Annotated in this window: 17 protein-coding genes; 14 read left to right on the top strand and 3 right to left on the bottom strand. The window is 73.8% G+C overall.

The window, feature by feature from the left end; genetic code table 11:
* Positions 1 to 1,158: 1,158 nt before the first annotated feature.
* From UO65_RS26205 to UO65_RS26235, 7 genes are all read left to right on the top strand, one after another.
* Complete coding sequence (locus UO65_RS26205; protein WP_035287562.1) at positions 1,159 to 2,718, top strand: anchored repeat ABC transporter, substrate-binding protein; 1,560 nt, start codon at positions 1,159 to 1,161, stop codon at positions 2,716 to 2,718.
* A gap of 19 nt (positions 2,719 to 2,737) precedes the next feature.
* Positions 2,738 to 3,637: a choice-of-anchor M domain-containing protein gene (locus UO65_RS26210; protein ID WP_035287563.1), complete on the top strand. Its 900-nt coding sequence runs from the start codon at positions 2,738 to 2,740 to the stop codon at positions 3,635 to 3,637.
* Positions 3,634 to 4,353 carry an anchored repeat-type ABC transporter ATP-binding subunit gene (locus UO65_RS26215; RefSeq protein WP_035287565.1) on the top strand — a complete coding sequence of 240 codons (720 nt, stop codon included), beginning with the start codon at positions 3,634 to 3,636 and terminating at the stop codon, positions 4,351 to 4,353. The genes UO65_RS26210 and UO65_RS26215 overlap by 4 nt, the downstream gene beginning before the upstream one ends.
* Positions 4,353 to 5,222, top strand: coding sequence for an anchored repeat-type ABC transporter permease subunit (locus tag UO65_RS26220; RefSeq protein WP_035287566.1), 870 nt, complete (start codon positions 4,353 to 4,355; stop codon positions 5,220 to 5,222). The genes UO65_RS26215 and UO65_RS26220 overlap by 1 nt, the downstream gene beginning before the upstream one ends.
* Positions 5,223 to 5,320: 98 nt before the next feature.
* Positions 5,321 to 7,504, top strand: a complete 2,184-nt coding sequence (locus UO65_RS33710) for a TIGR03773 family transporter-associated surface protein (RefSeq protein WP_152552282.1) — start codon at positions 5,321 to 5,323, stop codon at positions 7,502 to 7,504.
* 34 nt (positions 7,505 to 7,538) lie between these two features.
* Positions 7,539 to 9,005 (top strand): choice-of-anchor M domain-containing protein, encoded by a 1,467-nt coding sequence (locus tag UO65_RS26230; RefSeq protein ID WP_152552283.1) that lies wholly within the window; start codon positions 7,539 to 7,541, stop codon positions 9,003 to 9,005.
* An 80-nt stretch (positions 9,006 to 9,085) separates the two neighbouring features.
* Positions 9,086 to 10,045, top strand: coding sequence for a WxL protein peptidoglycan domain-containing protein (locus UO65_RS26235; RefSeq protein WP_063936017.1), 960 nt, complete (start codon positions 9,086 to 9,088; stop codon positions 10,043 to 10,045).
* A gap of 15 nt (positions 10,046 to 10,060) precedes the next feature.
* Here UO65_RS26235 and UO65_RS26240 read toward each other — a convergent pair whose 3' ends face one another.
* Complete coding sequence (locus tag UO65_RS26240) at positions 10,061 to 11,266, bottom strand: cytochrome P450 (protein WP_035287568.1); 1,206 nt, start codon at positions 11,264 to 11,266, stop codon at positions 10,061 to 10,063.
* Positions 11,267 to 11,432: 166 nt separating this feature from the next.
* On the opposite strand from UO65_RS26240, the gene UO65_RS26245 reads away from it, so the two are divergent.
* On the top strand, positions 11,433 to 12,452 hold the full coding sequence (locus UO65_RS26245) for an NADPH:quinone reductase (RefSeq protein WP_035287569.1): 1,020 nt from the start codon (positions 11,433 to 11,435) through the stop codon (positions 12,450 to 12,452).
* 15 nt (positions 12,453 to 12,467) lie between these two features.
* Here the strand turns inward: UO65_RS26245 and UO65_RS26250 are convergent, their stop codons facing one another.
* Positions 12,468 to 13,175 carry a class I SAM-dependent methyltransferase gene (locus tag UO65_RS26250; RefSeq protein WP_063936018.1) on the bottom strand — a complete coding sequence of 236 codons (708 nt, stop codon included), beginning with the start codon at positions 13,173 to 13,175 and terminating at the stop codon, positions 12,468 to 12,470.
* 175 nt (positions 13,176 to 13,350) lie between these two features.
* Between UO65_RS26250 and UO65_RS38350 the strand changes: the two genes are divergently transcribed.
* Complete coding sequence (locus UO65_RS38350; protein ID WP_035287592.1) at positions 13,351 to 13,890, top strand: MOSC domain-containing protein; 540 nt, start codon at positions 13,351 to 13,353, stop codon at positions 13,888 to 13,890.
* A 75-nt stretch (positions 13,891 to 13,965) separates the two neighbouring features.
* Here UO65_RS38350 and UO65_RS37585 read toward each other — a convergent pair whose 3' ends face one another.
* On the bottom strand, positions 13,966 to 14,136 hold the full coding sequence (locus UO65_RS37585) for an AMIN-like domain-containing (lipo)protein (RefSeq protein ID WP_181399981.1): 171 nt from the start codon (positions 14,134 to 14,136) through the stop codon (positions 13,966 to 13,968).
* 2 nt (positions 14,137 to 14,138) lie between these two features.
* On the opposite strand from UO65_RS37585, the gene UO65_RS35050 reads away from it, so the two are divergent.
* The 5 genes from UO65_RS35050 to UO65_RS26275 form a co-directional block, all read left to right on the top strand.
* Positions 14,139 to 14,297, top strand: coding sequence for a hypothetical protein (locus tag UO65_RS35050; RefSeq protein ID WP_200873472.1), 159 nt, complete (start codon positions 14,139 to 14,141; stop codon positions 14,295 to 14,297).
* A gap of 90 nt (positions 14,298 to 14,387) precedes the next feature.
* A complete protein-coding gene (locus tag UO65_RS26260; RefSeq protein WP_035287570.1) occupies positions 14,388 to 15,932 on the top strand; it encodes an MFS transporter in 1,545 nt (514 codons plus the stop codon).
* Positions 15,933 to 15,937: 5 nt separating this feature from the next.
* On the top strand, positions 15,938 to 16,540 hold the full coding sequence (locus UO65_RS26265) for a TetR/AcrR family transcriptional regulator (RefSeq protein ID WP_052021798.1): 603 nt from the start codon (positions 15,938 to 15,940) through the stop codon (positions 16,538 to 16,540).
* Between the two features lie 94 nt (positions 16,541 to 16,634).
* Positions 16,635 to 17,327, top strand: coding sequence for a phosphatase PAP2 family protein (locus tag UO65_RS26270; protein ID WP_084176274.1), 693 nt, complete (start codon positions 16,635 to 16,637; stop codon positions 17,325 to 17,327).
* Between the two features lie 22 nt (positions 17,328 to 17,349).
* Positions 17,350 to 18,523, top strand: a 1,174-nt coding sequence (locus UO65_RS26275) for a sensor histidine kinase (protein WP_152552284.1), incomplete at its 3' end; no start/stop codon positions are given.

Here is an 18,523-nt window from a genome sequence, read left to right on the forward strand (position 1 = left end):
TGACACTTCCCGCCGGAGCCATGCGGGATCGGGCAAGGTCGTTGGATGCCTCCGACGCCGATGTGAGCCGGGGGCAGGTCGTGCCCGCTTCACGCGATGGGGCCAAGTGAGCGCACTCGCGTGGCGTGTTCCTCAGTAGTCGGCGGGCACCGCCGAGACCACAAGAAACGTGCTATACACGGAGAGTGGCTATGCCACTACACAAGTTCGAACCTGGGCAGGAAGTGATGCTAAAACCTGCTTCAGTCACCTAAACGCCCAGGTCAACAAGTGTCCTCCCCGCGCGAGTGGGGCTGTTCCGACCGCCGCGAAGGCCGCGTGGGACTGGGTGGTGTCCTCCCCGCGCGAGTGGGGCTGTTCCCTGCGGTACCAGTCCGGCCCCGGGGCGCCGGTCGTCCTCCCCGCGCGAGCGGGGCTGTTCCCCAGTGCAGGTTGAGAGGTCCGCCGCGGCACGCGTCTTCCCCGCGCGAGCGGGGCTGTTCCCTGCCACAGGGTGCCCCGTTCCTCGATGTCGGCCTCCTCCCCGCGCGAGCGGGGCTGTTCCCTGGCCTTCCCCGCCGACTCCACGCCCGAGGCCGTCCTCCCTGCGCGAGTGGGGCCGTTCCCAAGAACCCCTTTGCCCGGCGTCTCCAACAGCACCGTTCTCCCCGCGCGAGCGGGGCTGTTCCCGAGGTGGTCGCGCCGTAGGGGACCGACTGCGGGTTCTCCCCGCATGAGCGGGGTTGTTGCTTGAAGCCGGTTCGAGCACAAGCACGGGAGCCCCCATCCGTCGGGACCGCTCGCGGTAGGTGTGCCTGTCAACCGCTGCGGTACCGGGAGCCGTTCGGCAAGCAGGTCATCCGGTGGCCAGGTCGGGGGCGACGAACAGCCGAACCCGCTCTCGGAGCCTTTCACCGATCCCCCTCGGGCGCCCTCCTCCCTCCACGAGGGCCACGAGCACGCCCAGCCGATGAGCCGCAGCCGCCTCCCGCATGCGCGGGACCAACCCGGCCGACCATCTCCACGATCCACCACCGGGTCAACCGTCCGAGCCGTGACGTCGACGGCCTCGTGCGCGGTTGGCCGGGTGAGGGCTCCGCCACCCGCACCTTTCGCCGAACTTGTCGGTCATGATAATCATTGTCAGGTAAATTGTCCCCGCAGATTGGCAGGGCCGCTGTGCCTCTCCTCCCCCCTGGTCGATGGCGGTCCCTGTTCGCCGTCCTGGCCGCCTCGGTCGTGGCGGCCGGGTGCGCCGCGCCGCCCGCGTTGAGCGACCGGGACGGTCGGGTGCAGGTGGTGACCACGACGGGACTGCTGCGCGACCTGGTGCGGAACGTGGGCGGTGCGCGGGTGAACGCCACCTCGCTGGTGCGCGACGGCGGTGACCCGCACTCCTACGAGCCGAGCCTGCGGGACGTGCGGAACGTGGTCTACGCGGACGTGGCGTTCAGCAACTACGTGATGCTGGAGGAGCACAACGTCATCAAGGCGCTGGACGCCAACCTGCGCCGGGGTGCGGCGAACGTCTCCCTGGCCGAGGCGGCGGTCAAGTACGCCGCCGAGGTGATCCCGCTGGTCGAAGACGTCTCGCTGGACGCGGTCTGGCTCGGGCTGCGGGCCGCGGGCGACGGGGCGGGCCACGGTGCCGATCGGTCCTCGGAGGTGCTGCTGAGCATGACCGGCGCGCGCGGTCCCGGGAACGTCTTCGGGTACCTCACCGGGTCCTTCGGCGACACCGACGTCCACTTCGACTCCAGTGACGGGTTCGACGCGGGTGACGGGTACGGCGAGGACACCGCGACGCTGCCCGCCGACGCGCACACGCACATGTCGTGGGCGTTCACCGAGCCCGGGGTGTACGAGTTGACCCTGTCGGCGAGCCTGCGCGTGGACCGGCGGTCGCGGCCGGTGCCGATGGGTGGGTCGACGTTCACCGTCGCGGTCGGGGTGCCCGCGCCCTCGGGGGCGGTGGTGCTGGACCGCGGGCACGCCGACCTCACCGTCGACCTGGACCGGGGGGAGGTCTACGCGCTGTACGACCCCCAGGGGGGCGGGGAGGCGGCGCAGCGGGTCGTCCCGGCGGACGAGGCCGTCATCGTGGTGCCGAACAAGGCGTTGGCCGAGGTGCCCGCCGGGTCGGGGTTCGGGTTCCTCGGCCGCCCCGGTGATCGGGTCTTCCAGTTGGCCCAGGCGGTGCTGGGCAAGCACGTGCACGGTGAGATCGACCCGCACCTGTGGCAGGACGTGCGCAACGCCATGGCCTACGTGCACGTCATCCGCGACACCCTGACCGCCGAGGACCCGGCGGGGGCGGTGGACTACCGGCGCAACGCCGAGGTGTACCTCGACGAACTCGACGCGCTCGACCGGTACGTGCGGCAGCGGGTCTCCGAGATCCCCGAGGCGCGCAGGCACCTGGTGACGACGCACGACGCGTTCGGCTACCTCGCGCGGGCCTACGGGATGTCGGTGGCCGGGTTCGTCACGCCCAACCCCGCCGCCGAGCCCTCGCTCGCCGACCGCCGGAAGTTGACCGACACGATCCGCAACCTGGCGGTGCCCGCGGTGTTCCTGGAGCCGAACCTGGCCGGTCGGTCCTCGACGCTGACCGAGGTCGCCGCGCAGCTTGGCGTGCGGGTCTGTCCGATCCACGGCGACACCTTCACCGGGGCGGTCACCACCTACGTCCAGATGATGCGGTTCAACGCCGACTCGTTGCGCGACTGCCTGCGCTGAGGGAGAAGAGGAAACCGAAATGAGATCCGTCCTCGCGCTGCCGGGCGCGGCCGTGCTGGCGGCGGTGCTGCTGACACCGGCTGCCGCGGCGCAGCCGCCGCCCGACGACCTGGAGCAGACGATCGCCCCCGACCAGCCGGTGGCACCCGAGCGGGCCGTGCTCGCGCGGGGGCACGTCGACCTCGGGCCCCGCCACGACGACGGTGCGTGGCGGTTGATGGTGCACGACGACTCGGCTGCCCCTGCCGTGTGGCGGGCGCTGGACCGGACGGTGCTGCGGGTGCCCGACCAGGCGGTGCTGCCGGTGCCGGACGACCCGGCGTACTCGTTCCTGGGCGAGCCGGGCAGGCCGGTGCACGTGCTGCCGCAGACGCAGGACCCGGACGTGCCGTGGATCGGGTGGAACACCCAGGACCCGCGGGTCATCGACAGCGTCGACCGCGGTGTCACCCTGACGCTGACCGGTGTCGAGGGGCCCGGCGAGGTGTTCGTCTACCTCCAGGCGGGCAACTTCGCCGGGGCCGATGTGCTGTGGGACTCCACCAAGGCCGAGCGGCAGGACATCTGGGTCGACACCAACACCCACACTCACGCCAACTGGGTGTTCACCGCCCCTGGCGTCTACCTGGTCCGGGTCGAGGTGCACGCCGACCTGGTCGACGGCAGCCGGGTCGGCGACCCGGCGACGCTGCGGTTCGCCGTCGGCGACGCCACCGACGCCGAGGCCGCCTTCGCCGCGACACCGCAGGCGCCCCCGGCGAGCCGGGAGCCCGTTGCAGGCACCGCCGCGGAGCCGGAGAGCGGTTCGGGACCGGCGGTCGCGCTCGGGGTCGCCGCGGTCGCACTGGCCTTGGCGGCCGGTGTGGTGGTCGTCGTCGTCCGGGGCCGTGCCGCGAAGCGCCGCGGGAGCGCGGGGTGAGCGCGCTGCGGGTCTCCGGCCTGGCGGTGGACCTCGGCGGGCGGCGGGTCCTGACCGACGTGGACCTCACCGTGGACCGGGGCGAGCTGGTCGGGCTGATCGGACCGAACGGGGCGGGCAAGACCACGCTGCTGCGCGGGTTGATGGGCCTGGTGCGGCCGCGGGCGGGCGTGGTGGTCGTCGAGGGCGGGCAGCCGGGGTACGTGCCGCAGCGGCACGAGTTCGCCTGGGACTTCCCGATATCGGTGGAGAACGTGGTGATGACCGGTCGCACCGGCAGGCTCGGGCTGCTCCGCCGCCCCGGGGCGGGCGACTGGCGGGCGGTTTCCGAGGCGCTGGAGCGGGTGCGGATGACCGACCTGCGCACCCGCCCGGTCGGTGAGCTGTCCGGTGGGCAGCGCCAGCGCGTGCTGCTCGCCCGCGCACTGGCCCTGCGACCGTCGGTGCTGCTGCTCGACGAGCCGTTCACCGGGCTGGACATGCCCACCCAGGAACTGCTGTCAGACCTGCTGCTGTCGCTGGCCGGGGAGCACGCGGTGCTGACGACGACCCACGACCTGCCCGGCGCGCTGCACACCTGCGACCGGCTCGTCCTGCTCAACCGGACGGTCGTCGCCGCGGGCACGCCGGACGAGCTGCGCGACGAGCGGCCGTGGGTGGACACCTTCGGCGTCGGCGCGGGCAGCCCGCTGCTCAAGATCCTGAAGGCGGGCTGATGTCACCCCCGGACTTCCTGCACGACCTGCTCAACCCCGACCTGGCGTTCCTGCCGAAGGCGCTGCTGGTCGCGGTCATGTCCTCGATCGTGTGCGGGGTGGTGGGCTGCTACGTGGTCCTGCGCGGCATGGCGTTCATCGGCGACGCGGTCGCGCACGCGGTGTTCCCCGGCCTGGCCGTGGCGTTCGCGGTGTCGGGCAACCTGATCCTCGGCGGCACGCTGGCCGGGGTGCTGACCGCGGTGCTCGTCGCGGTGTTCTCGCAGAACAGGCGGCTGCGGGAGGACTCGGTGATCGGGGTGTTCTTCGTGGCCGCGTTCGCCCTCGGCATCGTGGTCATCTCCCGGACACCGGGCTACGCCGGGTCGTTGCAGCAGTTCCTGTTCGGTTCCATCACCGGCATCCCGGACGAGGACCTGCTCACGGTCGCGGTGATGGGTGTGGCCGTGCTCGGCGTGGTGTTCGGGCTGCACAAGGAGTTCGTGGCGGTCACGCTCGACCGGGAGATGGCGCGGGCGATGGGGCTGCGCGTGTTCTGGCTCGACGTCGTGCTCTACGTCCTGGTCACGCTCGCCGTGGTGATCTCGGTGCAGACCATCGGCAACATCCTCGTGCTGGCCCTGCTGGTGACCCCGGCGGCGACGGCGCGGCTGCTCACCGACCGGTTGGCGGTGATGATGCTGCTGGCCCCGGTGGTCGGCGGGCTGTGCGCGCTGGTGGGTCTCTACGTGTCGTGGTCGTGGGACTTCCCGACCGGCGGCACGATCGTCCTCGTGCTGACCGCCGTCTTCCTCGCCACCTGGGCGCTCGCGCCCAGGCACGGCCTGCTGGCGCGCGGTCTGGTCCGCCGCCGGTCCGCGCGGGTCTGAACCGCCGGTGTCGCGGAGGGCACACCGGTCCACCCGCTTATTGAAAACGATAATCCTTTGCTTTATGTTGAGTCCGATTGGTCCCAGAAGGGGGAAATATGCGGGTTCGCGCACGGATGGCGGCGGCAGCGACGGTCACGGCCGTCTTGGCCGCGTTCACACCGGCGGCGCCCGCGGTCGCGGCACCCGGTCCCGCGCCCGCGCCCGGCGCGAGGCAGGTGCTCGCGGGCGGGCACGCCGACCTGGTGACCGTGCTGCTGGAGGGCGGCGGCCTCGTCGTCACCGGCAAGACGGACGCGGGCCGGTTCGACCCGGGCGCCACCACGCTCCACGTCACCGACGCCGCCCGGCGGCCCGCACCCTCCTCCCCCGCCTACGGCTTCCTCGGTGTGCCCGGCGGGAGCCCGATCCACGTCATCCCGCAGGCGTTCCGACCGGACGTGCTGTGGGCGGGGTGGAACACCGAGGCGGTGCCGCGCGGCGCGCTCGCCGGGGACGCGGTGGACCTGGCACTGCGGTCGGCGCGCGGGCCCGGCCGGGTCGAGGTCTACCTCTTCGGCGCGGACGGCCCGGAGCGCGTGTTCAGCTCGCACGACAGCGCTGTGCGCACGACCCGCGTCGCCGTGCCCACCCACGCGCACGCCAACTGGGTCTTCACCGCTCCCGGCGTCTACGAGCTGGAGTTCCAGGCCACGGCGACCGCCGCCTCCGGGGTCCCGCTGTCCTCGCCGCCGACCCGGTACGTGATCGCCGTGGGACCGCGCACGGCCGAACCGACCGCGACCACCCTGCGCGTGGACGGCACCGGGACGGGTGTCGAGCTGGCGAGCGCGGTCACCGGCGGACCGGAGCACCTCGACGGCGGTGTGCCGCGCGGTTGGGTGGAGTTCGTCCGGCACACCCCGGCCGGAGACCGGGTGGCGGGCCACGTCGCGCTGACCGACGGGTCAGGCACGCTCAGCCTCCCGGAGGACGCGGAGGCGCTGGCGTTCACCGCGCGCTTCGTCCCGGCGGTGGGCGACCTGGTGGCCGGGTCCCGGTCCCCCGCGGTCGCCAACCCGGCGGCCCCACCGGGCGCGGTGGTGACCGGGGTCCGCGACCGCTACGCGCCGGGCGAGACCATCGCCGCGACCGCGCTGGTCAGCCCCGAGCGGCCCGACCACACCGTGTCGTGGTGGACGCGGTCGAACGGGACCACCACCGCGCGGGACGGGGACCGGACGCTGGGCCTGACCGCGAGCGGCGACCTCGACGGCGCCGAACTCGGCTTCGACCTGCGCGACCCCCGGGGTGAGGTGGTGGGCTCGGCGCGCCCGGTCGCCCTGTCGGTGACCGCCGTCCAGCCGACCACCCCACCGAGCCCCAAGCCGACCGGGACCACCCCCGCGCCCGTCGCCCCGACGAGCACGGTCCCCGCACCCCGGGCCGCACCCGCCGAGACGGCGGCGGCGGAGACGTGCGTGCCCACGGCGGTCACGCGCCCGGCCGAGCCGCGGGAGGTCGAGGTCGTCACCGACGGCCACTTCGACTACGGGCCCGTGGTCGAGGGCGGCGCGCTGTCGGCCCGGGTCAAGGACGACCGGCAGGGCGCCCCGGTCCACCGCGACCCGGGCGGGTACGTCTTCCACCTCGACGACACCGCGCGGGCGACCCCGCCCGCGGGTTCCGGACTCGACTTCCTCGGCTCCGGTCCGGTGTGGATGGTCCCGCTCACCCAGCGCTCCGGAATCCCCTGGCTGGGCTGGAACACGCAGCACCCGTCCGTGCTGTCGGGGGTGAGCGGCGACGTCACGATGACCCTGGAGAACGTCGAGGGGCCCGGCGAGCTGGCCGTGTACGGGCAGGACCCGTTCGGTGGCGTGGGCGAACGGTACTTCGGCACCGCAACCGGCTTCCCCCGGTCCACGATTATCCCAGTAGGACAGTCAGGTGTGCACGTGCACGCGGTGTGGGCGTTCACCGAGCCCGGCGCCTACGCCGTCACGTTCTCCTTCGGCGCCTCCGTCGGCGGGCGGCAGACCAGTGCCAAGAGCACGCTGGCCTTCCACGTCGGCCCCGGCGAGCCGCGGGCGGCGCCCACCGGGCCACCGGTCGTCGAGCAGGTCGGCCGCACCTCCGACGGCCGGGAGTGCGCCCTGCCCGGCGGCGGGGGCGGTCTGGCCTCGACCGGGCTCGACGGACCGGTGGTCGCGGGCCTCGTGGTCGCCGCCGTGCTGCTCATCCCCCTCGGTTTCCTGCTCACCAGCGCGGCCACCCTGGCCGCCGCCCGGCGCAGGCGTTGAACTTCCCGATCCCCCTAGGAAAGGCACAACCGCAGTGAACGCAACGAAGGCAAGATCCAAGATCGCCGTGGCGGCCCTGACCGCCCTGGGCTTGGCCCTGGGCCCCCTCGCCGGGGTCGCGGCGGCGCAGGCGGACCGGCAGGTCGTCGCCGAGGGCCACCTCGACCTGTTCTACGTCGACGTGCAGGGCTCCGCGCACGTGCTCGTCGCCCACACCGACAGCGGCACCGTCGCGCCCGCCGACCTCGTGGTGCAGGCGAAGCCGTCGGTGGCCGCGCGCACGGTCAGCGCGACGGTCGCGACCCTGCCGGGGTGGAAGGCCCAGGGCGAGACCTACTACCTGCTGCCGCAGAACTCGCAGCCGGGCCAGGTGTTCGCGGGCTTCGGCCAGAGCCCGGCCGTGGCCGAGGGCACCTCGGTCACCTACACCCTGGACTCGGTGCGGGGCCCCGGCGCGTTCGCGCTGTGGCAGAACGGCGAGGACGGCCCGAACGTCTTCCTGGGCTCCGCCGAGGGCGCGCCGAAGTCGTTCACCAGCACGGCCGACCACGAGCACGGCAACTGGGGCTTCACCGAGCAGGGCGAGTACGCGCTGACCGTCAGCGCCACCGCCACCCCGCCCGGCGGCACCGCGACCGCGATCGCGCCCGTCACCTACACGGTCTTCGTGGGTGAGGAACTGCCCTCCGGCCCCGGTGCGGACCCGGGCACGCCCACGACCCAGTTGTCGATCACGGGCCTGTCGAACCACTACCACGCGGGCGGCGTCGCGGCGCTGACCGCGGTGCAGACCCCGGAGACCGGTGAGGACCACTACCACTGGTTCACCCGCGCCGCCGGGCAGGCGGAGTGGACGGTCGTCCCCGGTGCCCTGTCCGCCAGGTACGGGTTCGTGGTGCGCACCGCGGACAAGGGTCGCGAGGTCAAGGCGGTGCTGTACGACCACGACCACGGGGTGATCGCCGAGTCGGCCCCGGCCACGATCGTCGTCGACGACCACGGCAACGACCCGGTCAACGGCCCGGCCATCACCACGTCGCTGGCGGCGGAGCAGGGCGTGCTGGCCATCAGCGTCGCCCCGGAGAACCGCGAGGTCGACCTGGGCGCCCTGGCGCTCAACGCCGCCGCCGACCGCTACACCGCCTCCGGCGCGCTCAAGCCGATCACGGTGACCGACACCCGCGCGGACAACCCCGGCTGGAACGCCTCCGGCCGCGTGCGGGCGTTCACCACCGTCGACGGCGCGCAGATCGGCGGCAAGCACCTGGGCTGGACGCCCGCGGTGCTCTCGGCATCGGCGAACCAGGCGGTCACGCCCGGCCCGCCCGTCGCCACCGGCTTCACCAGCGGCAACGGCCTGTCCGCCTGGTCGCAGCTCGGCGCGGCGCCCGCGGGCGCGGGCCGGGGCACCGCCCAGCTCGGGGCCGAGCTGACCCTGGAGGCCCCGGCGGACACCGCCCCGGGCGCCTACCGGGCGATGCTCATCCTCACCGCCATCTGATCACCGCCACCTGACACCAGGACGCGGGCCCGCCGACCACGGCGGGCCCGCACCCGTCTTCCGCAGCCGGAGCACCCCCTTTGAGAACCCTGCCCGCCCTGTGCGCACTGGTCGCCGCACTCGCGCTCGCCCCCGCCGCCCCCGCCGCCGCGCAGCCCGAGCGCCTCACCTGGTCGGTGACCCCGGCGCGCGCCGAGGGGCCGGACGCCCGCCCGAGGTTCGAGTACACCGTCGAACCCGGGATGCGCTACGACGACCACCTCGCCGTCCGCAATCTGGGCGGGGGTGAGCTGACCGTCGACCTGTACGCGGCGGACGCGGTCAACACCGACAGCGGCGGCTTCGACCTCCTCGCCCGCGACGAGCACTCCCCCACCCTCGGCGCCTGGGTCACCCTCACCCGGCAGCAGGTCGTGGTGGCACCGCGCTCCACGGCCGTCGTCCCGTTCAGCCTGACCGTCCCCGACGACGCCGAACCCGGCGACCACGTCGGCGGCCTGGTCGCCGCCGTGACCACCGGGGGCCAGGTGCGGGTGGAACGCCGCGTCGGCGCCCGCCTCTACGCCCGCGTCGCGGGCCCCGTGACCCCCGCGCTGCGCATCGACCCACCCGCAGCCGCCTACCGGGGCACCCTCAACCCGGCGGGCCCCGGCGAGGTCGACGTCACCTGGACCGCGGTCAACGACGGCAACATCCGCGTGGCCGTCCGCCCCTCGGTCCGCGTCCACGGCCCCTTCGGCCTCACCGAGGTCTCCTGGACCGGTGACACCCTGCCGGAACTGCTCCCCGGCAACGCCGTCACCCTCACCAGGACCCTCACCGGTGTCTGGCCCCTGGGACCGCTGACCGCCCACGTCGAGGCGGAGCCCGTCACCTCGGCCGACCAGCCGCTCGCGGGGGCGGTGGACCCGGCCACAGCCGAGACCACCGTCTGGGCCGTGCCCTGGACGGCCCTGGGCGCGCTGCTCCTCCTCTCGGGCACCCTCACCGCCCTGTGGCGCGTCCGCCGCAGGACCCGCGCCCTGACCGCGAGCGCGTAGCCCCGCGCGGGTCGGTCAGCCCCAGGTGATCGGCAGCTCGCGGACGCCGTAGACCAGGGTGTTGTCCTTGTAGCGCACCGACTCGCGCGGAACCGCCAGGCGCAGGTCGGGGATGCGGCGGAACAGCCGCGTCAGGGCCTCCTGCAACTCCACCCGCGCCAACTGCTGGCCGACGCACTGGTGGGTGCCGAAGCCGAAGGCGATGTGCTTGCGCGGGGCCTCGCGGTGGAAGTCGAGCTTGTCGGCGGCGGTGAACTGGGCTTCGTCGCGGTTGGCGGAGTTGAGGGCGGCGACGAGCCACTCGCCCGCCTTGACCGCCCGGTCGCCGACGCGGACGTCCTCGGTGGCGTAGCGCAGGACGCCGAACTGGACCACGGACAGGTAGCGGAGCAGTTCCTCGATGGCGTTCTCCGGTTCGGCGAGGACGGTGTCGCGCTCTTCCGGGTGGTCCAGGAGGGCCAGGGTGCTCAGCGCGATCATGTTGGCCGTGGTCTCGTGGCCCGCGACTAGCAGGCTGAGGCCGAGGATGATCAGCTCCGGCATGGTCAGGGGGTCGCCCGCGGCCTCGGCCCTGGCGATGATCCTGCTGATCAGGTCGTCCTGGGGGTCGCGGACCTTGCCCTCGAACAGGGTGCCGAGGTAGCCCGCCAGCTCGCCGAACGCCCGCTGGCCCTCCTCCAGCGTCATGTCGGTGCTGACCAGGACCGTGCTCTGGGTCTGGAACCGGCCCCGGTCGGCGTACGGGACGCCGAGGAGTTCGCAGATCACCAGCGACGGGATCGGCAGCGCGAAGTCCTCCACCAGGTCGACCGGCCCGTCCTTGGCCAGCATGGCGTCGATGTGGTCCTCGACGAGCCGCTGGACGTAGGCGCGCATGGTCTCCACCCGCCGCACGGTGAACTCGGCGACCACCAGCCGCCGCACGCGCGAGTGCGCCTCGCCGTCGAGCTGGATGATCGAGCCGGGAGGGGGTTCCTCGTTCGGGTCACCACCCGCGTTGACGTGCACCGAGGCGCCGCCGCGCGAGCTCATCGACCGGTCGGCGAGCAGCGCCCGCACGTCGCCGTACCGGGTGACCAGCCAGGCGTCCATGCCGCCCGGGCAGCGGACCTTCGCCACCGGGTCGTCCTCCCGCAGGCGGGTGTAGAGCTCGGGCGGGTCGAAGGGGCACCCGTTCGGCCGCCCCGTGGGCAGGGCCGGGATCTCGGCTTCCGCGGTCACAGCAGATCACACCTCTCGTCGGTGGGAGGGCTCCAGGACAGACCGATGATCCACACCAACGCCCCGTGGCAATACCGCCAGCCCGGCAGGATCGCCGGACCGGATGAATAAACGAAAGGTGGCCCTTGTTCGACCCGATGAGAGCAGCAACCGAGAAGGGCGGATCATGAAGGCGATCGTCTACCGCGACCACGGCGGCCCCGAGGTCCTGGAACTGGTCGACCGCGACCTCCCCGAGCCGGGTCCCGGCGAGGTCCGGGTCCGGGTCGCGGTGTCGGGGGTCAACCCGACCGACTGGAAGACCCGCTCCGGCGCCACCAACCCGAAGGCGTTCCCCGAGGTCACCCCGCACCTCGACGGCGCGGGGGTGGTCGACGCCGTCGGCGCGGGGGTCGACGGGGGGCGGGTCGGGCAGCGCGTGTGGCTGTTCATGGCCACCGCCGGTCGCCCCACCGGGACCGCCGCCGAGTTCACCGTGGTGCCCGCCGAGGCGGCGGTGCCGCTGCCCGACGGCGCCGGGTTCGACCTCGGTGCCTCGCTCGGCGTCCCCGCCCTCACCGCGCACCGCGCCCTCACCGTGGCCGAGGACGGGCCGACCCGCCTGCACCCCGGCGCGCTCGACGGCAGGGTGGTGCTCGCCGCGGGCGGGGCCGGGGCCGTCGGCCACGCGGTGATCCAGCTCGCCCGGTGGGCGGGGGCCACGGTGATCAGCACCGTCAGCGGCCCGGAGAAGGCCCGGCTGGCCACCGCGGCGGGCGCCCACCACGTCGTCAACTACCGGGAGGGCGACCCCGCCGCGCGGATTCGCTCCCTCGCCCCGGACGGGGTCGACCTCGTCGCCGAAGTGGCGCTGGGGGCGAACCTCGACCTCGACCTGGCCGTCCTGCGCACCCGGGGAACGATCTCGACCTACGCCAACGACGGTGACAAGCCGGTGGGGCTCGACGTCCGCCAGAACATGATGCTCAACACCCGCTTCCAGTTCCTGGTCCTCTACACCGTCGGGCAGCAGGCGCTCACCGCGGGCGCCGAGGACGTCGCCGCCGCGGTCGGCGACGGCGCGCTGCCGGTCGGCGAGGAACACGGCCTGCCGCTGGTCCGCTTCCCCCTCGACCGCACCGCCGACGCCCACCGCGCCGTCGAGGCGGGCGCCGTCGGCAAGGTCCTGGTGGACGTCGAGTCCTGACGACCGCGCGGTCGCCTACGCGCTGACGCAGTCCGCCGCCGCCAGGGGCACCCCGGTGCGGTCGGTGTCGCTGTGCCGGGGCTGGTGGCGCAGCAGGAACCCGTTCTCCTGGAACGAAGTGAGGCCGAACTTCTGCGCCATCCGGTGCTCCGGTTTGGGCTCGGCGAACACCTGCTCCACGGCGAAGGAGCCACCGAACCGCTCCGCCACCTCGGGCAGGCCGACGGAGAACGGGGGCGAGGGCAGCAGCGGCGCGTACTCCAGGGTGTTGAGGAACCACGCCGCCCCCGGCCGCACGAGCCGGGTGACCGCCTCGACGTAGCGGGTGCGCATGTCGGGCGGGAACGCGATGAGCGAGGCCCGGTCGAACACCACGTCGACCGGGCCGACCTCCTCGGTGCTCAGCGCGAAGAGGTCCTGGTTGCGCAGCACGACGTTGCCCGCGCGGAACACCCCGGGCGACTCCTCGACCGGGATCAGCCCGTTCTCGGCGAAGAACTGCTCGACCGCCGTCGCCACCAGCTCCACACCCACCACCTCGCGGGCGTGCTCGGCGAAGAACAGCAGATCCACCGTCTTGCCGCACAGCGGCACCAGCACCCGCGCGTCCGCCAGCAGACCGGTCTCGGCCAGCCAGCGGGCGTGCGGGTGCACGGCGGGGACGTGGAAGCTGGTCTTGGTGCCACCTTCACGCCAGGAGTCGAACCAGAAGTCGGGTTCCACCGGTATGCCCTCGTCATCGCTCGGGGCCGCTCTCCACGAGCGACTGTCCTGATCACCATCGCCGCCCGGACCGGAAACGTAAGCACCGTTCCCCGTCGGGTTTCCGGCGGTGCCGGACGTGCTGTGGCGCGGCGAACACGCCCGCACCCCCGGTTCCGTCGGTACGGTTCGGGTCATGGGCACCGTCGAGGCAGTGAGCCGCAGTGGCAGGCACTCGTTCACCAAGCCGACCGAGGAGGGCATCACCCTGCTGGCCCACCTCGGTGTCGAGGGCGACGCCCACGCCGGGGAACTGGTCAAGCACCGGTCGCGGGTGCGCCGCGACCCCACCCAGCCCAACCTGCGGCAGGTGCACCTGATGCACGCGGAGCTGCACGACGAGCTGGCCGCCCTCGGCTTCACCGTGGCCGCGGGCCAACTCGGCGAGAACGTCACCACGCGCGGTGTCGACCTACTGGGCCTGCCCACCGGCACCCTCCTGCACCTGGGTGAGGAGGCCGTCGTCGAGGTGACCGGCCTGCGCAACCCCTGCCCGCAGATCGACGCCTTCCAGGACGGCCTGCTCCGCCACGTGGTCGGGCGCGACGAGCGGGGCAACGTGGTGCGCAAGGCGGGGATCATGTCCGTGGTCCTGGTCGGCGGCCGGGTGCGCCCCGGCGACACCATCCGCGTCCAGGTGCCCGCCACCCCGCACACCCCGCTGCAACCGGTCTGACGCACCGGACCGGCCACCCGATGGCACCGGCGGGCCTGCGCGCGGGGCCGCCCGACCGGGCGGCCCCGCCGCACCTCACCACCGGTGGGCGACGTCCACGACGACGTGGCCGGGCAGGGTGAACACCCGGAACGGCAACCGCGCGCGGACACCCAGCCCGAGGTCCGTGGTGCCCTCCCACGACCCGGCCCAGGCGAGCTGCCGGGCACCGGGTTGCCCGACGGCGGCGGGGCATGTCGCCGCCATGGGTGAACCGGTGCCATCGACCGTCGCCGGCCCTGGTCGACACGCTGGACGAGGACGGCGACGGGTCGATCTCGAAGCCGGAGTTCATCCACCACTGGGTGGAGTTCTGGGTCGGGGACGACGCCGACGCCCCCGGCACCCACCTGTTCGGCGAGGTCTGACCGGGTCGGCTTCGGGCGGGGCAACTCGGCCCACACCCATCGGTCACCGCCCCCACAATTACTATACCGTCCAGACGGTATAGTAACGGCATGACCCAGAACCACACCGTCCACGCGGCACACCCGCCACAGGCACCGGACCGGCGGCGGTGGGCCGCGTTGGGCGTGTTGGTCGGGGCCATGCTGCTGCTGGCCGTGGACGGCACCGTCCTGTACCTGGCCGTGCCGTCGCTGGTGGCGGACCTGGCGCCCAGCGCCGACCAGGTCCTGTGGATCGGCGACGTCTACGGGCTCGCGCTGGCGGGACTGCTGATCACCACCGGCACCCTGGCCGACCGGCTGGGGCGCAAGCGGGTGCTGCTGGCGGGCACCGCCGCCTTCGGGGCCGCCTCCGCCCTGGCCGCGTTCGCCCCCGACGCGGGGACGCTCATCGCCGCGCGGCTGCTGCTGGGCGTGGCCGGGGCGACGATCATGCCCTCGACCCTGTCCATCATCCGCGACCTGTTCCCCGACGACCGCGAGCGCACCAGGGCCATCGCGATCTGGTCGGCGGCCTCCGGCGGCGGCATGGCCGTGGGGCCGCTGCTGGGCGGGGCACTGCTGGAGCACTTCTGGTGGGGCTCGGTGTTCCTGATCAACGTGCCGATCGTGGTGGTGTTCCTCGTCGCGGGCGCGTTCCTGCTGCCCGAGTCGCGCAACCCCCGGCCCGGCCGCTTCGACCTGCTGTCCGCGGCGCTGTCGCTGGCCGCGGTCGTGCCGCTGGTCTGGGCGGTCAAGCACGCCGTCGGCTCCGGTGTGGACGGGGCGACCCTGCTCGCCACCGCGGTGGGCGTCGTCGCCGGGGTGGTGTTCGTGCGCAGGCAGCGCCGCCTGGACACGCCGTTGATCGACGTGGGCCTGTTCGCCGACAAGGCGTTCAGCGGGGCGGTGTTCGCCAACGTCATCGCGATCTTCGCGCTCAGCGGGCTGCTGTTCTTCTTCTCCCAGTACCTGCAACTGGTCCGGGGCATGGGCCCACTGACGGCGGGCCTGGCCGAGGTGCCCACCACCGCGGCGGCCATCCTGGCGGCCGGGGTCGTCGGTGTGCTCGTGGCCCGCCTGGGGACCGGGCGGGCCGTGGGCGCCGGGCTCGCCGCGGCCGCCGTCGGCCTGGGCCTGGTCGCCGTCGCCGAGGGTTCCGACCGCTACCTGTGGTTGGGCCTGGCCCTGGTCCCGGTGGGCCTGGGCATCGGGGTCGCGATGACGCTGACGACCGACGCCGTGGTCTCCGCCGTGCCGCCCCGGCGGGCCGGGGCGGCGTCGGCGATCGCCGAGACCGCGTACGAACTCGGCGCGGTCCTGGGCATCGCCCTGCTCGGCTCCGGCGTGACCCTGGCCTACCGGTCGGCCCTGGAGCTGCCCGCCGACCTGCCCGACCCGGTGCGCGCCGCCGTGGTGGACTCCCTGGCCTCCGCCCTGCACGCCGTCGAGCCCGGTTCCGGCGCGGCCACCGCGGCGCGGGAGGCGTTCACCAGCGCCATGCAGGTCACCTCCGTGCTGGCCGCCGTCATCACCGCCGTGGCCGCCCTCGTCGCCTGGCGCACCATCCCCTCCGGTAGGAAGACCCCGACCACGACCGACCAGGGCGAGGAGTGACGCACATGCCGCGCAAAGCCGGGCGCAGCGCCGAGGACACCCGCCGCGCGCTCCTGGACGCCGCGGGCGCGGCCGTCCGCGCCCGCGGCGTCTCCGCCAGCCTGGACGACATCGCCAGGCAGGCGGGGGTGTCCAAGGGCGGGCTGCTGCACCACTTCGCCTCCAAGGACGAACTCGTGCGCGCCCTCGCCGAGGACCTCCTCGCCGGCTTCCGCGCCGACGTCACCGCCGCGGTCGACCCGGCCGACACCGCCCCCGGCGCGCTCACCCGCGCCTACGTCCGCGTCTGCGCGGACTTCGCCCGCGACGACGTGGCCGTGCACGAACTCCAACCCCTCATCGGCCACCTGTCCACCATCCCCGAGGTCGCCGAGATCGCCCGCGCCGACGCCCGCCGCTGGCGCGACGACCTGCGCGCCGACGGCCTCCCCGACCACATCACCGCCCTGGTCGTCGCCGCCGCCGACGGCATCAGCGCCGCCCCCGACTGGAGCACCCCGCTCGACGACAGCGCCCTGCGCGGGCTGGAGACCCTGCTGCTCGCCCTGACCACCGACACCCGCCTCTGGGACCACCTCGACGTCGCGCCGGGGCAGCTCCCGCGCTGAGCACCCGGCAGGCCGCCGACCCTGTCGGAAGACAAGGTGGGTCGATGGCTTCCGGCTGAGGCCCGAGGTCACGGATCTCCCTAGCGTCGGTTCCATGCTGGAGTTCGTCGGAAGCGAAGAGCCGAGTGGCGTGGTCGGGGTTCCCGACATCAGTGCGGAGTGGTACCTCGACGTCGCCGGTCTGGGGGCGGGGAGTCCGGGGGTCGTGCGGGTGGTCGGTGCGATCGCCACCGAGGCGGTCGTCGGGGTGTTCGCGGTGGTGTTCGTGGTGCTGTGGTGGCGGGCGCGGCGTGGTTCCGCGGCGGGTGTGGCGCGGGCGGTCCTGGCCCCGGTGGTGACCGTCCTCGCCTACGCGGCGAGCGAGGTGATCAAGGACCTCTGGCAGGAAGATCGCCCGTGCCGGGTGTTCGGGGAGGTCGCCACGATCGTGGCCTGCCCGGAGTTCGGCGACTGGTCCTTCCCCAGCAACCACGCGACGATCGCCGGTGCCGCCGCGGTCGCGATCCTGTGGTCGAGCCTGCCCCTCGGCTGCCTCGCGTTCGGCGCGGCCCTGCTGACCGCCGGGTCCCGGGTGTTCGTCGGAGTGCACTACCCCCACGACGTGCTGGCGGGTCTGCTGATCGGCGCGGCGATCGCGGCGGTCCTGCCGTTGTCCGCACGCGCGGTGACCCCGGTGATCGCCCGCCTCCGCGCACACCCAGGCGGGGCCGTGCTGTTGGGCCGCGGTCCACAGGGCCTGCCCTGGGATGATGCACCGACGATCACACTGCCGAGAGCACAGGGATGAGTGGCCGGGGATGATGCCGATCGTGCGCGCGGTGAGCCTGTGGGGGTGCACGGCCCTGCCGGTCGCCTGGGCGGCGGTCACCTCCTGGCCGGGCAGGCTGGCCCCGTGGGAGGCGGCGGGGTACCTGGTCTTGCTCGCCGTGGTGGTGCCGCTGGTCCGGCACCGGCCCGTCGGGGCGCTGCTGCTGGCGATCGCCGCGTGGCAGGTCGCTTTCCTCTCCCGAGCCGAGGTGGACAGCACCCTGGGAACGGTCGTGCTGGCCGCCGGGCTCGTCTCGACGAGCTTCCTGGCCGGTCGGCACGCTTCGGCAGGCCACCGGGGCGTTGTGGTGCTGGTCCTCGCCGCGGCGGGCGCGATCACCGCGGCGTTCGTCGTCACGGGCGGGGTCGACACGGCGATCGCGTCCGCCGCCGGAACGGCGGTGCTCGCGGTCGTGCCGTGGTCCACCGGCCGTTACCGGCGCCGGTACGTGGAGATGGTCGAGGCCGGGTGGGACCGCGCCGAGCAGTGGGAGCGGGACGCCGACCGCGCGGCGGAACAGGCGCGGACGCGGGAACGGGCGCGGCTCGCGGCGGAGATGCACGACCTGGTCGGGCACGAGCTGGCGCAGGCGGCACTGCACGTCGGCGCGCTCGAAGTCTCCCCCACGCTCCCGGCGGAGCACCGCGACGCGGCCCACGCGGCGCGCGCGGGCGTCACCAGGGCGGCGGAACGGCTGGCCGACGCGGTCCGCCTCCTGCACGCCGAGCAGGACGAACCCGTCGAGTCCGCCGAGGAGGTCGTCGACCGGGCGCGGCGGTCCGGTCTGCTCGTGGACCTGGTCACCGGTGGTGCCGGGCGACCGGAACCGGTGATCGCGCGCACGGTCCACCGCGTCCTCATCGAATCGATCACCAACGCGATCAAGCACTCCCCCGGCGCACCGGTCGCAGTCCACCTGAGCCATCGCCCGGACCGCCTCGACGTCCGGGTCGTCAACGGGCCTGCCCAGCGGACCCCGACCGACGCGGCGGGCAGTGGTCAGGGGTTGCTCGGGCTCGCCGAGCGCGTTGTGCTCGTCGGCGGCCGGTTCGACGCCCGCCCCCGCCCCGACGGCGGGTTCGAGGTCACCGCTTCCCTCCCGGCCAAGCCGGTCACCACGACCACGACCCGCGCCCCGGTGACCCACGCGCACCGCAGGCTCGCGGAACGGCAGG

Origin of the sequence: Actinokineospora spheciospongiae, from assembly GCF_000564855.1 — a bacterium.
Lineage (GTDB): Bacteria > Actinomycetota > Actinomycetes > Mycobacteriales > Pseudonocardiaceae > Actinokineospora > Actinokineospora spheciospongiae.